General features: G+C 41.7%; 17 protein-coding genes and 1 pseudogene. 3 read left to right on the forward strand and 15 right to left on the reverse strand.

From position 1 onward, the window contains the following. Window positions 1-499 precede the first annotated feature (499 nt). Window positions 500-1,348 (forward strand): pantoate--beta-alanine ligase, encoded by an 849-nt coding sequence (panC, locus tag ABJL82_RS10495; RefSeq protein ID WP_347274647.1) that lies wholly within the window; start codon window positions 500-502, stop codon window positions 1,346-1,348. Window positions 1,349-1,561: 213 nt separating this feature from the next. Next, the gene (locus ABJL82_RS10500) at window positions 1,562-2,689 is read left to right on the forward strand and encodes a glycosyltransferase family 9 protein (RefSeq protein ID WP_347274648.1); all 1,128 of its coding nucleotides are present in this window, start codon (window positions 1,562-1,564) and stop codon (window positions 2,687-2,689) included. Window positions 2,690-2,716: 27 nt separating this feature from the next. Here ABJL82_RS10500 and ABJL82_RS10505 read toward each other — a convergent pair whose 3' ends face one another. Beyond that, on the reverse strand, window positions 2,717-3,211 hold the full coding sequence (locus ABJL82_RS10505; protein WP_347274649.1) for a GGDEF domain-containing protein: 495 nt from the start codon (window positions 3,209-3,211) through the stop codon (window positions 2,717-2,719). Between the two features lie 841 nt (window positions 3,212-4,052). On the opposite strand from ABJL82_RS10505, the gene ABJL82_RS10510 reads away from it, so the two are divergent. Continuing rightward, window positions 4,053-6,908 carry a hypothetical protein gene (locus ABJL82_RS10510; protein ID WP_347274650.1) on the forward strand — a complete coding sequence of 952 codons (2,856 nt, stop codon included), beginning with the start codon at window positions 4,053-4,055 and terminating at the stop codon, window positions 6,906-6,908. Window positions 6,909-6,944: 36 nt separating this feature from the next. Here ABJL82_RS10510 and ABJL82_RS10515 read toward each other — a convergent pair whose 3' ends face one another. The 14 genes and pseudogenes from ABJL82_RS10515 to wrbA form a co-directional block, all read right to left on the reverse strand. Next, window positions 6,945-8,612, reverse strand: a complete 1,668-nt coding sequence (locus ABJL82_RS10515; protein ID WP_347274651.1) for an FAD-dependent oxidoreductase — start codon at window positions 8,610-8,612, stop codon at window positions 6,945-6,947. A gap of 471 nt (window positions 8,613-9,083) precedes the next feature. Next, window positions 9,084-10,190, reverse strand: a complete 1,107-nt coding sequence (gene arsB / locus ABJL82_RS10520; protein ID WP_347274695.1) for an ACR3 family arsenite efflux transporter — start codon at window positions 10,188-10,190, stop codon at window positions 9,084-9,086. Between the two features lie 6 nt (window positions 10,191-10,196). Continuing rightward, window positions 10,197-10,664: pseudogene (locus ABJL82_RS10525) on the reverse strand (SLATT domain-containing protein); the annotation flags it as partial. 88 nt (window positions 10,665-10,752) lie between these two features. Then, window positions 10,753-11,058, reverse strand: coding sequence for a metalloregulator ArsR/SmtB family transcription factor (locus ABJL82_RS10530; RefSeq protein WP_347274652.1), 306 nt, complete (start codon window positions 11,056-11,058; stop codon window positions 10,753-10,755). A gap of 373 nt (window positions 11,059-11,431) precedes the next feature. Then, window positions 11,432-12,769, reverse strand: a complete 1,338-nt coding sequence (locus tag ABJL82_RS10535; RefSeq protein ID WP_347274653.1) for a hypothetical protein — start codon at window positions 12,767-12,769, stop codon at window positions 11,432-11,434. 914 nt (window positions 12,770-13,683) lie between these two features. Continuing rightward, window positions 13,684-13,821, reverse strand: a complete 138-nt coding sequence (locus ABJL82_RS10540) for a hypothetical protein (RefSeq protein WP_347274654.1) — start codon at window positions 13,819-13,821, stop codon at window positions 13,684-13,686. 276 nt (window positions 13,822-14,097) lie between these two features. Next, a complete protein-coding gene (locus tag ABJL82_RS10545; RefSeq protein ID WP_347274655.1) occupies window positions 14,098-14,787 on the reverse strand; it encodes a hypothetical protein in 690 nt (229 codons plus the stop codon). A 138-nt stretch (window positions 14,788-14,925) separates the two neighbouring features. Then, window positions 14,926-15,108, reverse strand: coding sequence for a hypothetical protein (locus ABJL82_RS10550; RefSeq protein WP_347274656.1), 183 nt, complete (start codon window positions 15,106-15,108; stop codon window positions 14,926-14,928). Between the two features lie 214 nt (window positions 15,109-15,322). Then, the gene (locus tag ABJL82_RS10555) at window positions 15,323-15,682 is read right to left on the reverse strand and encodes a hypothetical protein (RefSeq protein WP_347274657.1); all 360 of its coding nucleotides are present in this window, start codon (window positions 15,680-15,682) and stop codon (window positions 15,323-15,325) included. A gap of 52 nt (window positions 15,683-15,734) precedes the next feature. Further along, window positions 15,735-16,400 (reverse strand): DUF4157 domain-containing protein, encoded by a 666-nt coding sequence (locus ABJL82_RS10560; protein WP_347274658.1) that lies wholly within the window; start codon window positions 16,398-16,400, stop codon window positions 15,735-15,737. A 345-nt stretch (window positions 16,401-16,745) separates the two neighbouring features. After that, window positions 16,746-17,177, reverse strand: coding sequence for a hypothetical protein (locus ABJL82_RS10565; RefSeq protein WP_347274659.1), 432 nt, complete (start codon window positions 17,175-17,177; stop codon window positions 16,746-16,748). Between the two features lie 1,493 nt (window positions 17,178-18,670). Beyond that, complete coding sequence (locus tag ABJL82_RS10570; protein ID WP_347274660.1) at window positions 18,671-19,474, reverse strand: DUF481 domain-containing protein; 804 nt, start codon at window positions 19,472-19,474, stop codon at window positions 18,671-18,673. A gap of 125 nt (window positions 19,475-19,599) precedes the next feature. Continuing rightward, the gene (aqpZ, locus tag ABJL82_RS10575; RefSeq protein ID WP_347274661.1) at window positions 19,600-20,304 is read right to left on the reverse strand and encodes an aquaporin Z; all 705 of its coding nucleotides are present in this window, start codon (window positions 20,302-20,304) and stop codon (window positions 19,600-19,602) included. A gap of 518 nt (window positions 20,305-20,822) precedes the next feature. Continuing rightward, complete coding sequence (wrbA, locus tag ABJL82_RS10580; protein ID WP_347274662.1) at window positions 20,823-21,425, reverse strand: NAD(P)H:quinone oxidoreductase; 603 nt, start codon at window positions 21,423-21,425, stop codon at window positions 20,823-20,825. Window positions 21,426-21,820 lie beyond the last annotated feature (395 nt).

The raw sequence follows: 21,820 nt of genomic DNA on the forward strand, positions 1-21,820 counted from the left end.
TACCCTCTAAAGTCAGGAAATTGATTGTGGATAATATGTCAGTTGCTTCCCCCTCTCTTTGTATGGCTTCTTCTCGTTAATACCTTATTTGTAAGACAATGCACCCTTTCTTATTTCTTCGTACAATTATCTCTCCAAATGTGTTTATTGCATGTGCATTGTTTTGTAAATAAGTTTAAAAAAATTTGTTTGACCGCATCGTTATACATTACATCATGATGAATAATGACACTTGCACTTGTATTTGAACTTTGCTAGACTTTTCACACCTATAACTTATTTGCAGGTTTTTGTATAAAGAATTCATATTGCCTTTGTTGTTGTTTTACTAAATATTTAATGGTGGAATCCGAATATTTAATTTTTTAATCTGTGCAATCTGTGGTTCCGCCTTTTGTTTTGCTTATTTTGTATTTCGTGCATCTTTGGTTCTGGCGTGTCCAGCTTAGGAATAAATACCCCATACAACCCCCCTTTAACAATTCAAAGGTGAATATTATTGCAGATAACAAGCTCTTTAGACGAAATCAGGTCAATAGTAAAAGCGGCAAAAAAAAATGATTTGCTCATTGGTTTTGTACCTACAATGGGCGCTTTACATGAAGGACATTTGAGTCTGATAAGACAGGCAATGGAGGAAAATGATACCGTGGTTGTGAGTATTTTCATCAATCCTATACAGTTCGGAAAAAATGAAGATTTTGCTCAATACCCACGGACGTTTGACACTGATTGTAAACTCCTTTCAAAAGAGGGTGTGAATGTTGTGTTTAACCCAAAAGCGTCGGAAATGTATCCTGGCGGATTCTGTACAACAGTTGTTCCTGAGCATTTAGAGGACAAACTGTGCGGTAAATCGCGTCCCGGACATTTCAGAGGCGTTGCCACTGTTGTCCTGAAATTATTTAATCTCATACAACCCGACAATGCCTACTTTGGTCAAAAAGACTTCCAACAAACAGTTGTTATCAGTCGAATGGCTGCCGATTTAAATTTAGACGTCAGTATAAAAGTACTTCCAACAGTGCGGGACAAGGAAGAATTGGCGCTAAGTTCACGAAATGCCTATCTCAGCAATACAGAAAAGAAAGACGCACGATGTTTGTATCAGGCGCTGATAAAGGCAAAGGACATGGTAAATGCAGGCGAAAAGAATGCCGGAGAAATTAAATTGGAAATGGAAAAGGTTATTAATAATTGTAAATCAGCCCGGATAGATTATATTTCAATCGTTAATCCCGAAACGCTGGAAGCCGTGCCGGCAGTGCAACATGGCGACGTTGCCGCCATGTCAGTAATAATTGGTAAGACACGTCTGATTGATAACATAATTCTTACAGAAAATTAACCGACCATTGGCGCCCACATTGTTCCTATGAAGATTAGGATAGGACAAAAACAACGATATGTTTGGGTTGTTGATGAATTCGACGATGATTCCTATTTAGAGGGGAAATATTGTAATCCCGTGGTATATGCTAACAGCCTAAATAACCTTTTGCAGAGTTGACAACCCATCTAAAACATTTAGATTATTCATACTATTAGGAAAATTATTATAATGTCAAAAGACTTTGATTGCCGTTTTTTTGCCTCCGAGAAACCATGCAAGTTTAAACTTGATTGTCCCATTGATTCAAGTTGTCCAAAATATGCCTCAATGGGGAAAAGGATTTTGATTATAAAATTAGCAGCCATCGGTGATGTATTAAGAACTACGCCGATTCTTCCTGTATTGAAAGAAAGATATCCATTATCTTATATTACCTGGATAACAGATGGTTCCTCACTTCCTGTGCTGGAAGATAATCCTTTTGTCGATCGTTTATTATTCGTTACTCTTGAAAACACCCTGCGTCTTCAGGTTGAAAAATTTGATTTACTGATATGTCTTGACAAAGATGCGACTGCCACCAGCCTTGCTGCAATGGTCAAGGCCGACGTCAAACTCGGTTTCGCCCTTTCCGGCACAGGACACATTTATTCTTTGAACAAGGAAGCAAATCATTTGCTGCGATTGGGTGTTTCGGACAAACTCAAATTCCGGCAAAACACAAAGACCTACCAGCAACTCATCTTTGAAGCAATCGGGTTTACTGAAAACTACGGCGAGTATATTATCACCCTCCCCGATAAATATAATACGTACGCCAGAAATCATTTAAGCAATTTTGGCATTGATCCTGGTAAATTACTTATCGGCCTGAATACCGGGGCGGGAAAAAGATTTGCCACAAAACGATGGGAAATCCAAAGTTTTGTTGAACTCGCAGACAAATTGCAGCGTGACCTGAATGCCCAAATATTGCTTTTAGGCGGGCCTGAAGAAGTGGAAAGAAATCAGGAAATCGCCTCCGGAACCACATCAAACGTTATTGACAGCGGATGCCATCACAGCCTGAAAGAATTTATGGGATTGATCAATCAATGCCATCTCATCGTTACCGGAGATACCCTTGCCCTGCACTTATCTATTGCATTAAGAAAATGCATTGTCACATTCTTTGGCTCTACCTGTTATCAGGAAATCGACCTTTATGGCAGGGGGAAATCGCTGGTCGCACATGTTGAGTGCTCTCCTTGTTACAAAGGAAACTGCGATACCATGATATGCATGAAAAAGATAAGCGCTAATGATGTGTTTCATGCATGCAGAGAGGTTTTGGCAAATCATACCATAGCCGTGTAGGGGACGAAGCATTTGCCCCTACTGTTATTATCTGAACCACTTTTTCTTTTGACTACAGACGGTAACCCTGTTTTTCCTTTTTCTCTTTGATTCTAATAATGCCTTGTCTGCGTTGTTTATGAGATCGCTTCGTTTTAATGTGTCAACGTGCGACGCAATTTCCGCGATGCCAAAACTTGCCGTAACATTATATTTCATGTTGTTTATTATGAATATATGTTTCGCTACTTTTTCACGCATCCTTTCGGCAACAATAACGGCTGCGTTCACTTTTGTATCAGCTAAAACGACGGCAAACTCTTTGCCTCCATAGCGGGCAAGGATATCATATTCCCGCAAACATAACGTCAGCAGTCTGCACAGTTCCTTCAAAATGAAGTCGCCAGTTTGGTGTCCATACAAGTCATTAAAACTTTTAAAATTATCCACGTCTATCAACACCAGGCAGAAATTAACCTGTTTTCGTTTCGATCTGCTGATTTCTTTTTCAAGAAATGTTTGCAGAAAACGATGATTATACACCTACGTCAATCCGTCGATATTCGCAAGATTTTGGAGATTTTTGTTTTTTGTTTCTAATTCTCTGGCTAATTTCTGCAGTTGTATTTTTGTAGTAACAAGCTCCCTGTTCATCTGGTCATATGTCAGGTTTATAACACTCCGGGAGCATTCCCGATTTTTTGTAACTGTTAATGGGGTTAGGAAGAAACAACACTGACAGGATTCCAAACCATGCCAGGGTTAATCAAGCAAAATCCTTGTGATACAATGCCTGCCAGCCGACAGGCAGGCAGGCGCGAATATTTGAAAAGAACTGGAAATGCACCCCCCAAACTGCTGTTCGGGAACGTAATGGCGCCGGAAACTACATTCGCGGGTTCAGGTTTGTAACCTGAACCAAACGTTTTATGCTTCCAATCCAGTCTTCTATTAGCAGAAAAATGACAAATAATCCCATATGCCAAACATGGTTTTTATCGCAGCACATGACCCCATTATACGCATAAACTCATAGGTTCAGATTGCAAACCTGGACCCACCTGGAGTTTTTATCAATGAATACCACTTTAAAACGCATTACCACTTAGCAACTGTCTTTCTTTTCACGGGATAGTATCAACTTTACCATCAATAGCAAGTTAAATATGATACAAGTAGCTCCCGGCATGTGATTGCATAAAATAAATCATGGATTTTTCTTTTTTTGTGCGTTACATTATACCGCTTTTCCTTTATCAATCTATTCTGTTGAATAACATATTCCCTGTAAGCTCCGCAGGAACAACCTGTTTGTAGCAAGAAGCGTAACCATTATTTCCATTATTTGCCAAAAGCTGTCGAAATATTTTTGTAAAGAATCCTAATGCCTATCTTACATAATAATAACCATTCTTTCGCTTCACTTCTTAAACAATCAACCGTCAGTGATGTAGAAGGCGCATTTCCAAAAACGATACTACATTTCCTAAACAACAATAGTTTCCTGTTTCCGGCATCAAAAACCACTGAAATTTTCCCGGCTTTCAACGAATCGTTATGGATTTCACCGCAAACGGTTTTAAAAATGGACGCAGAAACCGGGGTATTTGGAAAGAGGATTCGAAACAGAAACAGCCGGACAGAATTGTTACTGGCGTCATTCAAAAACATTATTGCGCAATTCATTATTTCTCCATTTTTCCCGGAATCAATAAAAGGCGATTTCCAACTCATTCCCCTTAAATGCCCGCATACTAAAAATGATGTTACTTACGGGATATCTGATTCGTTCAGTCTGAATGTGACAGGAAACAACCCGGTTACTTTTTCCGTTTATCTGGGTGATGGACGTAGTTTGAGAGATATGCAAAGAATGATTGAGGATAATGCGGATATCCGGGCGCTCAAAGATATTTTCGGGTATTTAGAGGACGACTCATACGGTCTTTTCCCCATCATTCCCACCTATAAAATAGAAAGACATAAAGACAATATATCTCTTTCCCTTAGCAAGAACCTCCTTGGGGAAAGATACCGGCTTAAGATGATAGTGGAAGGCATACAAGATTCCTCCACAAAAGAAATAATCATACAAGAGGCAGAACAGCCTTTAGTGTTGAGTTATTTTGTCATCGAGGAAGTTAAAAATAATATCAGCAGGGGAGAAAAAGGCTGGGAATTACTTAACGATATATTAAAAAAAAGCCCTGAATGGTTTAAGGAAAAGCATTTGCGTCTTCTTCGCTTTTCCGGAGCCGATGACAATGCAGAATCAGGCGTCCTGCCTCATCAATACAAGCGATATTTGAATGCTTCTAAAAAAGACCTTTACATAATCGAAATCCTGTGTCCTGTTTTTGAAATAATACCTTCAAAATCAAACTCCTCATTAAAGATCGATATAAAACTCACGGTAAATACAACATTACAACACTATCGCCCGAAACCATTCCCATTAAGAAGCATCTTTAAAAATGATAGCATGGAAGGTATCCACCACTTGCAAAATGCTAAAACTATGGCGGGTTTGATAGATGAAAAGATCATGAGCCTTTTAAATATGCTCGAAATTTCTTACCGTTCAATTTCTTTTTTGATTATGAACAACATGGTTCTGGCTGGAGCGTTTACATATCTCACCTATTTTGGCAGGGATACCGTCTTTACCCATTTGTTGCTCAAACCGTTTCTTACTATATTTGTTCAGCAAAAAATAGTGCAACAACTCTTAAACCGTTCAAACCAGTCGGGTGAGGGCGCCCACGAAACAGACTCCCGTATCCTGAAAGAAAATGAAGCACACTACGACTATCGTATGGCCGATACCGATTTCTTAATAGCTATCTCAACCTTTGAATTGTTAAACGAAATGAGTTGCAAGGATATTGAAGATTTTTTAAACCATAAAGACAGCAAAAATCGCTATAATTGTACCGAACCAGGCGAGACATTTTTTATCAACAATGCAACGGTAATCATTCGTAATTTAAACAGAGCGCTTACCCTTATTGAAAACAATGACCTTGTCCCATTAAAGCGAATAAACGACCCCAGTTCTGCCAATTGGAGGGATGCGGTGAATAGTTTTTCAAGAGGCACGTATTCCTATGATGTAAATGCCGTATGGGTTCCCCACCTACTCCGCCTCTTAGAATCATTCACCGCCAATAAAGAAAAAAAGGGCATTTTTTTAACCTTCCTGAATAAAATTCAGAATCTCTATCCAAACCATTGTTTTAAACCCACAGAAACATTTCTTCATACAACCACCGGTACGCCTGGTAATACAATTACGACCCTTATTGAACGGAACAAAAAAAAGTTTGAGATTTCATACTCGTTAGAAGAGTGGCGTACCCGTTTAAAAAGTTTTTATAACGACCCGCAAAACCACGAAAAATCAATTCAGGACCTGAAAAAAATGAAGATTGGCTACTATCTCAGGGAACACGGACAAGGCAGGGTGTGGTTTACGGCTGAAGATTTTTTAGATGACCGGAAATGGGAAAACAGTATGAAATATCAATTTGAGCATCTGCCGGACAAATTTTTTCTTCCTGATGGAAATCCCTTTCCCAACGGCATTCACACATACACCATGGCGCTTGATAAAGCAAAAAATCCGATTCCTATCATGCATAGCGATTTGGGTTTTGAGACATTTACAAAGTCTATGAGAAAGGAACACATAGAAAAAGAATTAATACTGCCCGTAGAACTTCCCTTATCCCTGGGTGGTCTGGCAATCATAGATAGAAATGGTGAAAGCCTCGGCTTTACCGTTGCCAACCCAATGCTGGCAAATAAAAACGGCTACAAACTGTTGCTGACTCCTGCCGAAAAAAACAGGGGTATCGATCCAAAAACACTTTCTCCATGGAACCTTATCGGCAAAAACGAATATCACGGATGGGGTGCTATTTGGGAGGTGATGATAGATTTTATGGTTGCGGCATTACAAGACGCGGACATACAAAACCATACCTACCTGAAAAATTATTATTGGTGGGTATTGGAAAATTATACGCAATATCCCAGGGTTCGTAATAAGGAAGTGTTGGGGTTCAAATACAATGACAATTACAAAGACTGGCTTCTCACTGAATCTACCGTAGAAAAATTTGAAATCAATGACCTCCAGGCCTTCAACGCAGCCGGCAGGTTAAGGGTTCTCTTAAAAGCGCTCATTCCCGGAATAACCAACTTCTGGCTTTTTAAGAGGGAAGAAGGCGACACCTGAAAATCTTGCTTACCCCCCTGCCACCTGACAGAAACTCTATTTTTCAATTGCATAAGGCCATGCTAACAAGCTCCCTTCCATAAATTTCGCACTTTCAAACCCTTCGGTTTTTAAAAGTAAATGAGCCTGTGACGCCCTTAAACCAACGCCGCAATAAGTAATGATTTCTTTCGTTTTATCCAATGCGCCGCTCCTTGATTTCAGTTCGTTTAATGGAATGTGAAGACTGCCTTCAATATGTCCTTTATCGTACTCATGCTTTGTACGGACGTCTAATAAAACAAAATCATCCTTACGCTCCAACTTTTGTTTAGTAATAAGCGGGGATATGCTTTGGATTTTCCCCTCTAGCTTGTTACGCAGAACGTTTGCGGCCGTTATAAGCGGGTCCATAGGAGATGAATATGGCGGGGCATACGACAGGTCATATTTTGAAAGTTGTCCGGCGGTGACCTTTCCCATCAAAGCGGTGGAAACAACATCAATCCTTTTATCAACCACACCTTCCCCGGCAATTTCAGCGCCAAGCAAAATGCCGCTTCCCTTTTCCGCTATTAATTTAACAATAATCAGCTTCGAACCGGGATAATAATGGGGCTTGTCATGGGAGGGAACGATAACAGACACGGCGTCAAATCCATTCTTAATTGCCTCTTTCTCCGATAAGCCGGTTTTAGCAACTGTCCAATCAAATACTTTAACAATAAACGTTCCCATCACTCCTGGAAAGGTATCGTTTCCGCCGCAAACATTTATCCCGGCAATGCGCCCCTGCTTGTTTGCTGTTGTCGCCAGAGGCATCCACACAGGTTTTCCTGTTACCATATGTGTCATTTCAACACAATCACCAACGGCATAAATATCGGGAATATTTGTTTCAAGCCTTTCGTTTACCTGTATTGCGCCCGTTTGTCCAATGGTTATTCCTGCATTTTTTGTAAGGCTTACGTTCGGTTTAATTCCCGTCGCAAGCACCACAATTTCTGCCGGAAGAGTTTGTTTTTTTGTAATTACCTTTGCAACGTTGCCCTCTGAATCGGCTTCATATTTTATCACCTCATCATCTTCATGTATCTGCACGCCCTTTGCCTTGACATGGTTTTGGACAAGGAGCGCTATGTCTTTGTCAATGTGAGAAAGTATATGCTCGCGGCGGATAATAATATGGGCCTTTATTCCATAGCTCATCAGGCTCTCAGCTATTTCCAATGCAATAAATCCGCCGCCGACTATTACGGCATGCCCTATTTTTTTCTGTTGCAACACCGATTTAATACGCATTGCGCTCTTAATATTGTGCAAGGTAAATATATTCCCGGATTCTACCCCTTCACACTCAGGAACATAAGGTTTTGCGCCTGTAGCCAAAACAAGGTTATCATATGGCAGGGAAACAGCACTGTTTGTTTTGAGATTCCTGATGGCAATATCCTTGCCGCCCGGATTAATTGCTTCAACCCTATGTTCCGTCAAAACATTTATATTCAACATTTTGAGAAAATAATCAGGCGTTCTTATTATGAGAGAGGAACTATCTTTTATTATATCCGAGATATAATATGGCGTGCCGCATGAAGCGTAAGAAATATCTGCTTCTTCGGTAATGAGCGTTATCTCCGCATCCGGATCTTCTCTCCGTGCCTTTGCGGCAGTCTTTGTCCCGGATGCCACTGCACCAATAATAACCAGGCGTTTTGGTCCCATTTTTGATCTCCTAATATACCCTTACCAATACTGTATTCATCAATACATCCATCCTAAACTGACATAGCCAGAACCCAAATACAAAGCACGAAGCACGAAGCACGAAGCACGAAATCCGAAACAAATTCTAATGACAAAATGATTTGAAATTCTAAACAAGTGCATCTGTAACTTCTCAATAAGTTGAGGTTTTAATAATAATTTCTACCTTATTCCCCCTTAATAAAGGGGGTAAGGGGGTTGTTTGCCTCAACTTATTGAGAAGTTACGTGCTTCTTTCGTATCTCACATTTCGTGCTTCATATTATTGCCTGCCTGTGCGTGGTCGCACGCAGACAGGTATGTTTTGGATTTGTTTTGAATTTTATGCTTTGTTATTCGAATTTGTTTCATATTTCGCACTTCGAATTTCGTATTTTTCATTTATTGCTTGTTTGTGTTCTTGCTATGCCAGCGTAGGACATACACCACTTATCTAAACCAATTTTGTGTTTTAAGACATATCTTAACCAACATGAGCATCACAGGCACCTCAATTAATACACCCACAACAGTGGCCAAAGATGCCCCTGACGATAGGCCAAAAAGCATTGTTGAGGTGGCAATCGCCACTTCAAAATGATTGCTTGCCCCAATCATTGCAGCAGGCGCAGCGTCCCTGTAGGCTAATCTGAAAACTCTTGCTAACGCATAACCTATTGCAAAGATAAAACAGGTTTGAATAAAAAGGGGGATTGCTATAAAAAGAATCGCTTGTTTTTGAGTAATAATCACATCGCCCTTAAATGAAAATAAAAGAACCAGTGTAGCCAGAAGCGCAGTTATGGATACCGGCGTTAAGAAGTGTAGGAATTTTTTCTCAAACCACACCAACCCCTTTGCTTTGATGATCCATTTTCTTGAAAAATACCCCGCTACCAGAGGAAGGGCAACGTATATTAAAACCGATAGCACTATTGTTTCCCAGGGGATAGGCATCTTGTTCACTTTTAATAAGAAACCACCCAGCGGGGCATACAAAACCAACATGGTCAAAGAATTTATTGCCACCATTACCAGGGTTAGCCCGTCATTGCCCCTTGCCAGATATCCCCACATTAAAACCATTGCTGTACATGGGGCGATGCCTAAAAGGATAGCTCCGGATATATATGAACGATAAATATCCACCGTGCTTCCGTCTTTAATAATTTCCGTGCCTGGTAAATAATCTTTAAATATATATCCTAAAAAGAATGTTGCAATGAGATACATCATAAACGGTTTAATGCACCAATTTATAACCAGGGTTAGAATAACTGGTTTGGGGGCCTTCCCTGCTTTTATAACCTCCGCAAAGTCTATCTTCACCATGATAGGGTACATCATAAAAAACAGGCAAACGGCAATAGGAATAGAAACTTCATATACCGCAAGGGAATCTAACTCGAAGGCAAGACCGGGCGCAGTCTTACCCAAAACAATGCCTGCACCGATACACAGCAACACCCAGAGTGTTAAATATTTCTCAAAAACGGATAACTTCTTTTCTGTAACTTCTTTAACTTCTCTCTTGTATTTTGGTTTCCCTAATTCAATTTTTTTGGGTGGCGGGGCTTTTCTTAACGCCCAATCAGGGAGCAAAGGGCTGTTTACATCAAATCTTTTCTTTTTTGAAAGGAGGGCGTCAAGAAGTACCTTTAACTCGTTGTCCGTCTTTTCCGTGTAAAACTCAATCTCAAAGAAACGCCTTACATCCTCCCTTAAATTTCGATACTTATTACCATATCTTACATAGCGTTCGTGTTTACCGGTTGGTTTCAGAAAGACGAGAAGTGCCGTAAAGGTTGCAGCCGCAAATCCCGATATGCCTGCAAATACCTCGAAATGAGGAATTAATCCGCTTAAAGCAAGGCACCCCGCTATCACCGATAAAATGATAGAAGGAATGCCTAACCAGAGATTCAAATTCACCAGCCTTTTAGCTACAATAAAATGGGCGGTAAATGTATATTCTAACTCTTCGTATAATTGTAAAGATTCGTTTCTGAGTCGTTCTCTTAGATTATTCATATTTCATACAGCCAAAGTTTTTTATGTGAAATTCATTTAATGCAACACACTCATTTTGGCGTTCTATTGTTTTAAGTAAACCGACAAATTAACAGCTATCTTCTTCTTTTCTTTTTTTCTGCACGATCTCTTGTAAAAAAAGTGTTACTTTTTCTATATTTCTTTCATTGAGTGAGTAGTAGACCCATTTACCTTCCTTACGGTCTTTAATAAGACCGCTTTCCCGTAAAATTCCCAGGTGGTGAGAAACAAGATTTTGCGAAAGCTTAAAATAGTTATAAATATGACATACGCATTTTTCGCCGGATGCAAGATAGGAAATAATATTGAGACGGATGTCACCGCTCAACGCTTTTAGTAATTTGGCAAATTGTTGGTTTTTAATAGTGTTCATAAATATATATCAAATTATCTTGATATAATATGGATTAAAAATCAGAATGTCAAGGTGCTTGTTATGGTAAAAATAATTTTCCAGTTCATACTTTCTGTAAAGCAGCTTTGTTGCCGGAAAGGTGATGAGAATGCTGTTGGCATGGATGAGACAGGTCGGATAACACCGCAGAAATATCATAAGAAACCGTGGCAATTTGAGCAAAGTCAGAACCTCAAATACTCCTCTCGCTAAAACGCATAAGAGAGCGCCAGGGGACGGAAAGGCCAGTAGAACAGGCGAATGGCAATCTACCCTTCTTTAAACAAATTGCTTAAAAGGAATTAACACAAGATTGTTGACAGTACCAGTTTTTCGTCGGAATGATAATTTTTTATCGTTCATGCCTTGTTGGAATTATTCTGCGTGATGACAATTCATAGTCGGTTAAGAGGTCATAGAACAGGTCTGGCTTTTTTTCTTTTAGCTCAATCATATAATCCAAAAATTTCTGTGTGCCATCACCTAAAACCTTTCTCACTTTTTCCATTAAGAAAGGATGTTCCTGTGCTTCATAAATGAAAGGCTTATCAGGGTTCGCCTGTTTAAACAATTTAACATCCTGAATGAAATGCAAAATATAAATCATATCCTGAAAAAGGGTATCCATGCCATAAGTGCTCCCCCGCTCCATGAAATCACGAAATACATGATAAGCAGAAACGTACTCCTGAATCACCAATTCCATTGCATCCAGTGAAAAATATTCCAGGCGCTCCGCATCAATGCGCATGTTTTTTAATTCTTCTAAACTTGCATTTTTGATTTCCGACATGTTTATTACCGGGAATTTTAATGAACTAAAATTGGTGATAAAAAGGTTTCGCATCTCTGACCGATACAGGTAGCTTTTTATGTACATCAATTGGTTAAATTTTTCTGCCTTTTCTTTCCTTTCTAACAGTCTTTCTATTAATAACGCACCCAGCAATATTTCAAGGGGTATTGCAGCCACGTGCAACATAAACTCGATATGTGTCGCATAAAAAAGATATAAGGAGAATGCCGATGCTGTTATCAAAGAAATGTAGAGCCATGCTTTTTTTGTAAATTTCGCCAGAGACAGCTTAAGTTTCAACGAAAAGCTTTCCAGACGCCTGGATTGATTAACGGCGGTTTTCTTGTATACACTCAATAAGCTCGTTTGCGTGGCAATGATCGCTTTGAGTCTCTCGGTTTCGTCCAGCACGGTCTTCTCGTTTACGTAGATTTTTTTTGATATAAAGGGCAATACCGCCATCCTTGTATTCAAGGCAAGATATTTGAACATTTCAGCCGTATTCCGCGAAACCCTCGTTTTCAAAAATATAACTACCGTAAATAAATTCCCCGTAGGCAACATACTTCCAAACCCCAATGCCGATTTAATTCCGAATGGGACCACAAATTCATCCTGAGCCGGAATATGTGGACTTCCCAGGGCCTCTGGCACGTGAAACACATTAAAAATCTTACTTTCCAGCTCTGTCTCAAGAGTAGGGCGAGGATGTAGCACCTTGTCAATATCTATCCCTAACTGGTAAACCAATTGGGCAATCATAGGATGTTGTTCCGCCGTTTGCTTATCTACCAGGGGAATAACCCGGTGTCCCTTGGAGAGTTTTATCGAATTCCACTCAGGTTGCACTCCCACTGTTGCTAAGAGGACTATGCAACTTGTAGTATTAGTCAAAGGCTGCCCCCCTGACATCATGTTGGCTAATTGACGTAATTCTTCGTCAAGGCTTTCGTAGGTATATGTTATGAAAAAGCGCACCAGTGCAGAGGACTTTTCGCTTTATACCCAAGGTGCTCCAGTGCATCTCCACATCGGGTCATGTCCTGAATGGTAAAATTTGCCAGATCGTACATTGCTTTATTTTGCTGTAATATTCATGGCGCGGCCTTTGGCCGCAACCAAATTCGAAATACGAAACTTCTATTTGATCTACCACATTAACTTTTACAAGGGTGCATTCCCGATTTTTTGTAAATATTCGCACCTGCCTGTTGGCTGACAGGTATTGTATCGCAAACATCTTGTTTGATTAACCCTGTCAGGGTTGTTTCTGCCATTTTCAAGCGGTAAAAGACAGGTTTGAAACCTGTCTGTACGTTACTATTAACCCCTACTGATTGTTTTTTTTGCAAAAAATCGGGAATGCACCCTCTTGGATGCCACATGATAAATACAATTAACAATTGTTTTTTTAGTTCACATCTTTTACCCGCCTATAGACACTCATCTATTACCGTTTTTAAGTAACCTTAAAAATATCCGAAAACCTTCTGTTCGTCCAAAAGCCAATCAAACCGGTTCATCAGGTTATTTCGCGTAACACTCTCATCGACGATCAAAAACCGTCTGATGAGGCAGGCCAAAGATTCCGCCAGTAATGGCAACGGCAAGTAAAATAGCAATGGTTATAATAAATTTCTTACACATAAATATCTCCTTTACAGTCTAAGAATAAAATCCTGCAAAATATGTCAAAACATAAAAGGTGGTATGCAGATAATTACAAAATCTGCATGCCACCTTTGCACACGATCAATCTCTACGATTGGAATCTATAATTTCCACCCAGTAGTAATTTAAGATATAATTTATGGTATTCGATAGACATCTTTTTTACCAAATCCGTAACGGCGCATAATGTTGCCCCCTCCATCGTTTGAATCCGCAGCTTTTTGAATTTCTTTCACCTGTGCATGCATATTGTTCATAGGTAACGGTTCACCCACCCCTTAATCCCCACCCAAGAGGGGACTTTTTGTATTCCCCTCTTGAAAGGGGCTATGGGTGTGTACTTTTCAAATGCTATGACAACCCAGAAGGGGTTGAACTGTTACGTTCATACTCTCTGGTGAGTCTCTTGATGGGTAAGTTAACACTCACTCACTTGCTTTCCTTCTTCTGCCAGAGTTGCCGAACGAAAAACCATATTCGTCAGAGAAACTGGTCGGCTGCATTCCATGGTTATGCTGTACATGAAGGCGGACAATGATTCCCGCTCCTTCTTATTCCAATTCCTTCACTAATTCGCGGATGTCCTTGACGGCCTGTGCAGCCTGTTCCTCCGTTCTTTCGAACTCAGGTCCATATTCAGCGAGTAAAGCGGCCGCTGTTGCTACGTTTTCAGGATGCATTGTGCCACCGTCACCGAGCGCGTTCTGCACGTCCTTCAATGCGCTCACGAGGCATTCGAGCATTTTTGCAGCACTGTTTGCTACGGCATAATCTTCGTAGGCTAGTTTATCCAGTTGTTGGCCAAGCTTCTGTTCTCTTTGCGGCGAATTAAGGCCCAAAAGTGTGAAAACCTTTGTAAAGCCTGCGACCGTCGCTTCTCCGCCAATTTTTGTCCCGTGTTTACGAATCTTGCTGCAATGGGTGCGCAAGTCATCGATATGGTTTTCGAGATGCTGCGCCTCCGTCTTTGACTGGATGAAATAGTCGTTGAATCGCACCAATTCCGATCCTTGGACGTCTGCGGAGATAGCAAACCTAAAGTTAGTCAAGACGGCTGAAGCGCGCTTAATGAGTAACAGACTCTTCTGCAACTCATCCACCATAAGGCGCAAGTCGCTCCGAACTTCAGGATGCTTGGCTTCGATATAGTCTTTTCCACTTTTGACTGCCTCGGCAATCGTCTTAACGCTGTCGATTCCTTCTGTAACGAGCTTCAGTGCGTCGATCATGTCCTTGAGCATTGTGTATCAACCTCACTACGTGGTTTGTAAGAAGCCAGAATGCGCCTCTTCTGGCGTAACGTTCCGGATGTGCGACTCCGGCCATAAAAGTATCAGGAAACATGGCGCGTTGTCCCCGGCGTCCGCACCAGCCGGTTGTTAGCAGTTTTTCTTGCCAATGCCCGGTGCATGATGTGCGATATTTTCCGAGGTTAAGTTTCCTGCATTTTCTTTTAACCGTAACGATCTTACCGAGATTACGGTTGTTAACTCATTTGTCTGTTCACTGGGAGTGGCGATTGCACTCGCCATTTTTTTGTAAATGTCTTCGGGGAGCCACATGGCCAACTCTCATGACATTTGGTTAGCTTTTCTGTAATCCGAATCAGGAGAGTTCTCCTTCAGGCTTCTTGCTAGTGCCAGATACTCAGCAACTCTGACTGCTTGTTCGCGCACCTTTACACCGTTACTCCCATCCTAACCGTGCTAAACCATAAACCCATGAACCGTGAGTCAATGCATGCCCCATCCCATTCAAAGGAGAGTTTTTATCATTTTACCAGACGAAACTAACCGGTAATCTGATTGACCGCTCGGCCCCTCCTCCTATGACGCGGCATAGTATCGTAGCCGCCCTGATGTGCCGTTCCCTCAGCAAAGCCCTCGTTCTTGAAGGGATATAAGCTGCGTATTGGGATCCATATTGAAAAACCTGTCCCTGGTCTCCCCACATGAGATAGCTTCTGTCTTGGCTGTCAGCGATGATCCACCTAAAACCCAAAGCATGTTGAGCCGGCAATGGACGCACCTTAAAATAAGGCTTGTTCCCGGCGTCTATATTTACAGGATCTGTAATAACAACTGGCTGTATGCCGAATGTCCCCGTGCGGACAAAGAGTCTATCGCGTTCACGCAAACGCTCCCTGCACGTTGCGATTACGTCATCCACAAAAGTATTACAGTTATTATCAAGACCCCCACGGTCCCGTGGATTTGCCTATCTGCAGTTCTTGATCAACACAATTCTCATCAACGCCACGAATCTCTCTGCTATCCGTATGGGCGTCTGCCGAATGATCCGTAATCATCGTAGGTATACCAAACGGCCAGGCAGGCAAAGGCCCTGCTTGCGCTGGTCCCATACCAGCAACTTTGGTATCGGTCTTAAGCCAACAATGCTCAAGGCCAAGTATTCCTGCAAGAGTGTCCATAACCGTATCGCCTGTTCTTACCTCCCGACAGTAGCGAAGAGTCCTGCGTTGAATTGTTAACATATCTGGATTAGCGTATGAATGCCGTTGTTGTATTACATGCGTCAACCCATGTGCTAGTAAGCGCTTCCCTTCCGTAGTATCTGAAGCATACTTTCCCGCTCCAAATACCATATGACGCCCCACTGTATAAGCCAATGCATTCACCGCAGTGGCTGACTCCGCCGCCTTTGCATCCTCATGTACACGCACCTGGCCGAAGTTATGGCTAAAGCGTGGCTCCATAAACGCTAGTGTTTCTGCATCAAGCGGCTGACCAGGAGAATTCAATACATTGTGTACAATAGAGGGTGCAACATACCCGTTATTATCGCCTGCCCGCATTGGCTTGGCTTGTAATTCTTCAGCATTAGACTGCAACAATTGTTGTACGGCTTGATTCCCAATCGTACGCTGCAAATGAAGGATGAAACTCACCGCATGGTTTTGTCCGGAAAAACCTGCCGATGCGGCATAGTGTTAACGGATTTCGTCTACTGAGTTTTCTTCTGTTTTTGTTCAAAGGTATGCATGGTTGATATCCTGCATTTCAATTTGTGGATTGCATTATAACGTTGCAAATCAGACGCCGACTCAGGAGGTCTGCTCTAGATTAAGCGATAGCGAATCCACCATATCATCTGACAACAGGCAGGTGTGAAGTTTTACAAATAATCGGGAATACTCCCCCATTTACCTTGTTAGCCGCTGCCGAGGCGTCAGTGGGGATTAGTCCGCTGTTTTCATTCTTTCTTTACCGGACTCGCGTTCTATTGTGATCTCCTTGCCTTTTATCTGACGCTCTGTTCTTTTTTCGGGAAGGAGATAGAGTGCGCCAATGAGAATTGCTGCGCCGATAAGAGTTATGACAACCCCTTGGCTTACCCGTTTCAGAGACAGATTTCTGTGCTCGGAAACCGACATTGACACGTCGGCTGTACCGCCAACACCCCGTAATGCAACAACGATTCCTAACATACCAATTATGCCGCCAAATACAGCAACAATAATTCTGACGATACCAGTCGCTTCTGAAAGACTTGTTGAATACTGAGTTTCGGTAACCTCGCCGTTCGCTAGCGCACCATTAACTGCCGAAAAGAATACGAGCATCACCACAAGTAATGGCCATACACTTTGCAGAAAATCTTTACTGCTCATTTCTTCCTCCATAGACATTTTTATAGACAGCCAACAGCCAAAGCCGATCGGCGCGCCGCTTTTTGGCGCATCCGCTCCAGCGGGTGGTTAGGTAAATGCCTGTGGCTATCGCCCGGCAAACACAGACTGCGTGGGTATATATAAGAAGTTGCCGCGTCTTCTTTAGACGTATTGTAGCTTATTTTTCTCATGTTATTGCTGCATTTCAGCTAATCACTCATTACTGATTATACAGACTGTGTACTCCCAATCTGCAAACCATCGACCTGACTTCGAATGCCGATATATCCTCTCATGATAAGCGGTAAGGGAAGCAAGAATTACTTTCTTAAAAATAATCCACCCTATATAACCCGGCGATTATATTAAAAATACTATCTTTGTAAATACCCTATTTTGGGTGTATACAAATGGGTGTATGCTTTTGGAAATTCTGATATCCCCGGAATATCCTGAATCTCTTTTTTATTTAAGCAGGATTCCTGCGGCAATCAAGAACTCCATATAGTAAACAAGAAGAGACATACATTATATTAGCGATTTAATTTCTTCTAATCGTTTATGAATTTCACTCCATCCCTAAAATATCATCCTTTCCTGAATCCACACTCCCAATTCTAACTTCCCATACAGGTGCATTCCTGATTTTTTGTAAATCTTCACACCTGCCTGCTGTCAGAGGTGTATTGTATCGCAAGCATTCTTTTTTATTTTAACCCTGCCAGGGTTTTCAATGTAAATTGTAGTGACAATGCGTGCCTAGCCGCTGCGAAGCTGAATCAAACAATAATGATGATTTTAAATGGTAGATTCGCTAAAATGACCAAACCCGAGCGGGTATGACTATATAGGGGCAGGTTTGAAACCTGCCCCTATATAGTCATACCATTCGTGCAGGGTTTAATAAAACTAACGTGTTAGTGCGCCAGGCGAAGCTTGTAAAAGCCAGTTGGTTGAAAAGCCAACATGACAAAGTTAGCCGACCGTCAGAACCGAGTCTTGCGTCCATTAGGTAACGACATGGGTGAAGCGTAGACAGGGGGACAATCGGCCGTAATCCTCAAGGATGAAGGTGTAGAGACTCGAAAATAGTTATGTCATGGAGTAAGCCGACGTGTTTGACACCACGGAAAGCAGCAACTAAGCTATCGAAAAGGAAATATAGGCGAGATAGCGGACACTCCATCGGGGTCGAAGCCACGGCATGTTGTAGAATGGTAGTTGCAGGAACCTGGGAGAGCATTTTGCCTTCCATCGGGGAGGTAATACTCCTTGCAGTAAGATGGTACTCAAAGTCGAGGAAACGAGGTGAGAGGAAGAGGTAATAAGGCAGTAGGATCAACTCATAGTACCGGGGAAACCGGGTAATTCCGGTGGAGGTCGATAAGCCAATTATCCCGCGACGCCCGCAACACTACCAACAGTATATTTCTCATATCGAAACAATTATGTTTTTCAGGCTCGCTCTGGCTATCGTAAATTCAGTGAGTGGTTTAAAAGTTATACCCTATACTGCCAATAAAGGTTCTGTCTTCTTTCTCATTTCCTTCCGCCGGGGTATTGTCGTACTGGTCAAGAAATTCAAGGCTCAACGCAATGGATTTTGTCACATTATGCCTCACACCCAAACTATTATCCACACGCCAATCATTAGTATCCTCAACACTTTCAACAAATTCTGATTTTGCAAAAAAATTTGTATTCTGCAATATGAGCCAATCCAAGTATTGACCAACCCTTATACCCACATAATCATCTGTAATTCCACCATGAAATCTTTCGTAAATATATGCAGGTCCACCTTCTACTTTGTATTTCAAACGTTCTTTTTCAATAACCCGATAACCAACACCCGGCGATGAGATGGAGCGATAGTTTAAATTTTCAATTTCATCATGTTCAAAGTACTGGTTAAAGAATGAATAAAACCTTGGTGTATGCTTGTATTCATATTTTCCGGTAGCTCTTTGTTCGTTAGCTGTTTCCTCGTCCTCATCGGTATCTTTGTTTGTCACAGTTTCGTATAGAGAAAGCGCATCAAAGTAAATATTGTCCCACACTCTTTCGTTAGCATAAGTACCTTTCAGATGTGTTGTAATAGATTCCGAGTTTCCGTCTTTCATGTTGACGCCAGCATCAATATTCCCTTTCCATGTTTTTGGCGGCGCTGTCTCAGCAGTTGCTTCCGCAGTTTTTGTCTCATCTGCATATGCCGCTCCGATGCTACACGCACACGCAACAAAAAGGATCAACAAAGGTAATATGCAAAAACTTTCTTTCACGTCTCTGGAAAACATCTAATATCCTCCTTTCATATGAAACAATATTTATAAAAATAAAAAGATTAACGGAGTAAAAACCATTCATCAGTTAATAACGCAAAATGGTTACATATGACTCTCCGGACTCCGGAGAAACGGTCTTAACGGTTTTTAGTTTCTCTGAATAACCATCGATAGAGAATGCCTGCCAGAACTGCGCCTACAATGGGCATTACCCAAAATAACCAAAGTTGTGACAGCGCCCATCCGCCAACGAACACTGCAGGCCCGGTGCTGCGTGCAGGGTTCACCGATGTATTGGTGACCGGAATACTGATAAGATGAATCAATGTAAGCGCCAAACCAATAGCTATGGGCGCAAATCCTGCTGGCGCACGACGGTCAGTCGAGCCAAGAATTATCATCAGAAAGATAAAGGTCATAGTGATTTCTACTACCAATCCGGATATCAGCGAATAACCGCCTGGAGAATGTGCGCCGTAACCGTTCGATGCCAAACCGCCACTGAGGCTAAAGCTTGGATTTCCGCTTGCAATCAAATATAGAACCCCTGCTCCTGCTATACCACCAAGTACCTGCGCAATAATATATGCATATAGATCAGATGCCTTAAAACGGCCTCCAGCCCATAAACCAATTGATACGGCTGGATTCAGGTGACAACCTGAAATAGATCCAATGGTATATGCCATCGTGAGTACCGTTAAGCCAAAAGCAAAGGAAACACCCAGCAGGCCGATCCCTACATTAGGGAACGATGCTGCCATGACTGCACTGCCACATCCTCCAAAAACCAACCATGCAGTACCAATAAACTCAGCTACAGAACGTCGAAATAATTGCATACTATTACACCTTTCTTTAAAAATCTTTTTCTGTGGTTTACCTTTACAAAGGTAAAGTTTTTAAGAATAGTCATAACGGCTGTCCGAAAGTAAAAGATGACAAAAATTTATGGGTCAAATAGGGAGTCAAATCCTTGTTATTGAAAAATTCGCTTCAACTCTTTCAATAATATGAGAAATACGTTTGTCATCTTTCAGTTTTTCTCGTATTCGTTTTTTCCCTTGGCTTACAGTACTATAGTCTACCCCCCCCATCATTTCTCCTATCTCGTAATACTTTAGTTTTTTGAAAAATTCCAACAATAGCGATGTTTTTCGCATAGTGTAGGGGCGAAGCATTTGCTATAAATTGTTATAAATAATTTCATACCCAAACGGGCAAATGCTTCGCCCCTACTTTTTCAAAAAACTAAACTGTTACCAATATTTACGCATGGATACCATGTTTTGAGTTATGGGGGAAACCTATATTTTCAAATACACCACTAATGCTTTTTATTTATTACCCAGACAAGTTGTCAGGCTGATTGCTTCCTGGCAACTTCCGCCACGTGAGCTCCCTGGAAACGGGCGATTTTTCTTTCATTCTCCGACGGCTGACGACTACCATCTCTATCAGCAAGAGTACTCGCTCCATAGGGTGACCCGCCGGTGATTTCGCTCATGTTCATGATTTCCTCACAAGAATAGGGCACTCCCACGATGATCATACCGTGATGTAACAATGTGGTGTGGAATGAGGTAATGGTGGTTTCCTGTCCGCCGTGTTGCGTGCCGGTGGATGTGAACACGCTGCCCACCTTGCCAATCAAACTGCCGTTTAGCCACAACTGGCCGGTCTGATCCAGAAAATTGCGCATCTGTGCACACATATTGCCGAAGCGTGTCGGCGTACCGAATATGATTGCATCGTAGTTCGGCAATTCCTCCACGGCCGCAATCGGCGCCGCCTGATCGAGTTTGGCGCCAGCCTTTCGTGCCACCTCTTCCGGCACCAGATCGGGCACGCGCTTTATGGTGACCTCTGTGCCTTCGACGGAGCGCACGCCTTCAGCCACCGCTTTCGCCATAGTTTCGATGTGGCCATACATGCTGTAGTAAAGAACTAAAACTCTTGTCATGCTGTACCTCCTTATTTAGTGTGATTGTGCAGCGAACCTGGCGTTCACGCAAGAATCGCGAGGCCAAGGTTAAAATAGGGTAGGGTTGTTAAAAGGCAAAAACCCAACGACATTCTTTTCTACCTACCCCTCAATATCTTCCTAAGAGGTGACTTATCAAATTCCCCTCTTGGGAGAGGTTGGGGTGGGTTCGTTCATTTCTTGACTAAAAATAAGGAAAACAAGAATGCCTTTCGAAAAAAAACGTAACACTTTAGTTTTTCGAAAAATTCAAACAATAGCGATGTTTGCCGCATAGTGTAGAGGCGAAGCATTTGCTATAAATTGTTATAAATAAGTTCATACCAAAACTGGCAAATGCTTCGCCCCTACTTTTTCAAAAAAGTAAAGTGTTA

The organism is Candidatus Kuenenia sp. (genome assembly GCF_039794105.1).
Taxonomy (GTDB): Bacteria; Planctomycetota; Brocadiia; order Brocadiales; family Brocadiaceae; genus Kuenenia.

Excerpts from the sequence above, each read along its gene's own strand:
- wrbA (WP_347274662.1), bottom strand. The coding sequence starts at position 21,425 with ATGACAAGAGTTTTAGTTCTTTACTACAGCATGTATGGCCACATCGAA.
- ABJL82_RS10510 (WP_347274650.1), top strand. The coding sequence starts at position 4,053 with ATGCCTATCTTACATAATAATAACCATTCTTTCGCTTCACTTCTTAAA.
- aqpZ (WP_347274661.1), bottom strand. The coding sequence starts at position 20,304 with ATGCAATTATTTCGACGTTCTGTAGCTGAGTTTATTGGTACTGCATGG.
- ABJL82_RS10570 (WP_347274660.1), bottom strand. The coding sequence starts at position 19,474 with ATGTTTTCCAGAGACGTGAAAGAAAGTTTTTGCATATTACCTTTGTTG.
- ABJL82_RS10550 (WP_347274656.1), bottom strand. The coding sequence starts at position 15,108 with ATGTGGCTCCCCGAAGACATTTACAAAAAAATGGCGAGTGCAATCGCC.
- ABJL82_RS10515 (WP_347274651.1), bottom strand. The coding sequence starts at position 8,612 with ATGGGACCAAAACGCCTGGTTATTATTGGTGCAGTGGCATCCGGGACA.
- ABJL82_RS10565 (WP_347274659.1), bottom strand. The coding sequence starts at position 17,177 with ATGAGCAGTAAAGATTTTCTGCAAAGTGTATGGCCATTACTTGTGGTG.
- ABJL82_RS10530 (WP_347274652.1), bottom strand. The coding sequence starts at position 11,058 with ATGAACACTATTAAAAACCAACAATTTGCCAAATTACTAAAAGCGTTG.
- ABJL82_RS10545 (WP_347274655.1), bottom strand. The coding sequence starts at position 14,787 with ATGCTCAAGGACATGATCGACGCACTGAAGCTCGTTACAGAAGGAATC.
- ABJL82_RS10500 (WP_347274648.1), top strand. The coding sequence starts at position 1,562 with ATGTCAAAAGACTTTGATTGCCGTTTTTTTGCCTCCGAGAAACCATGC.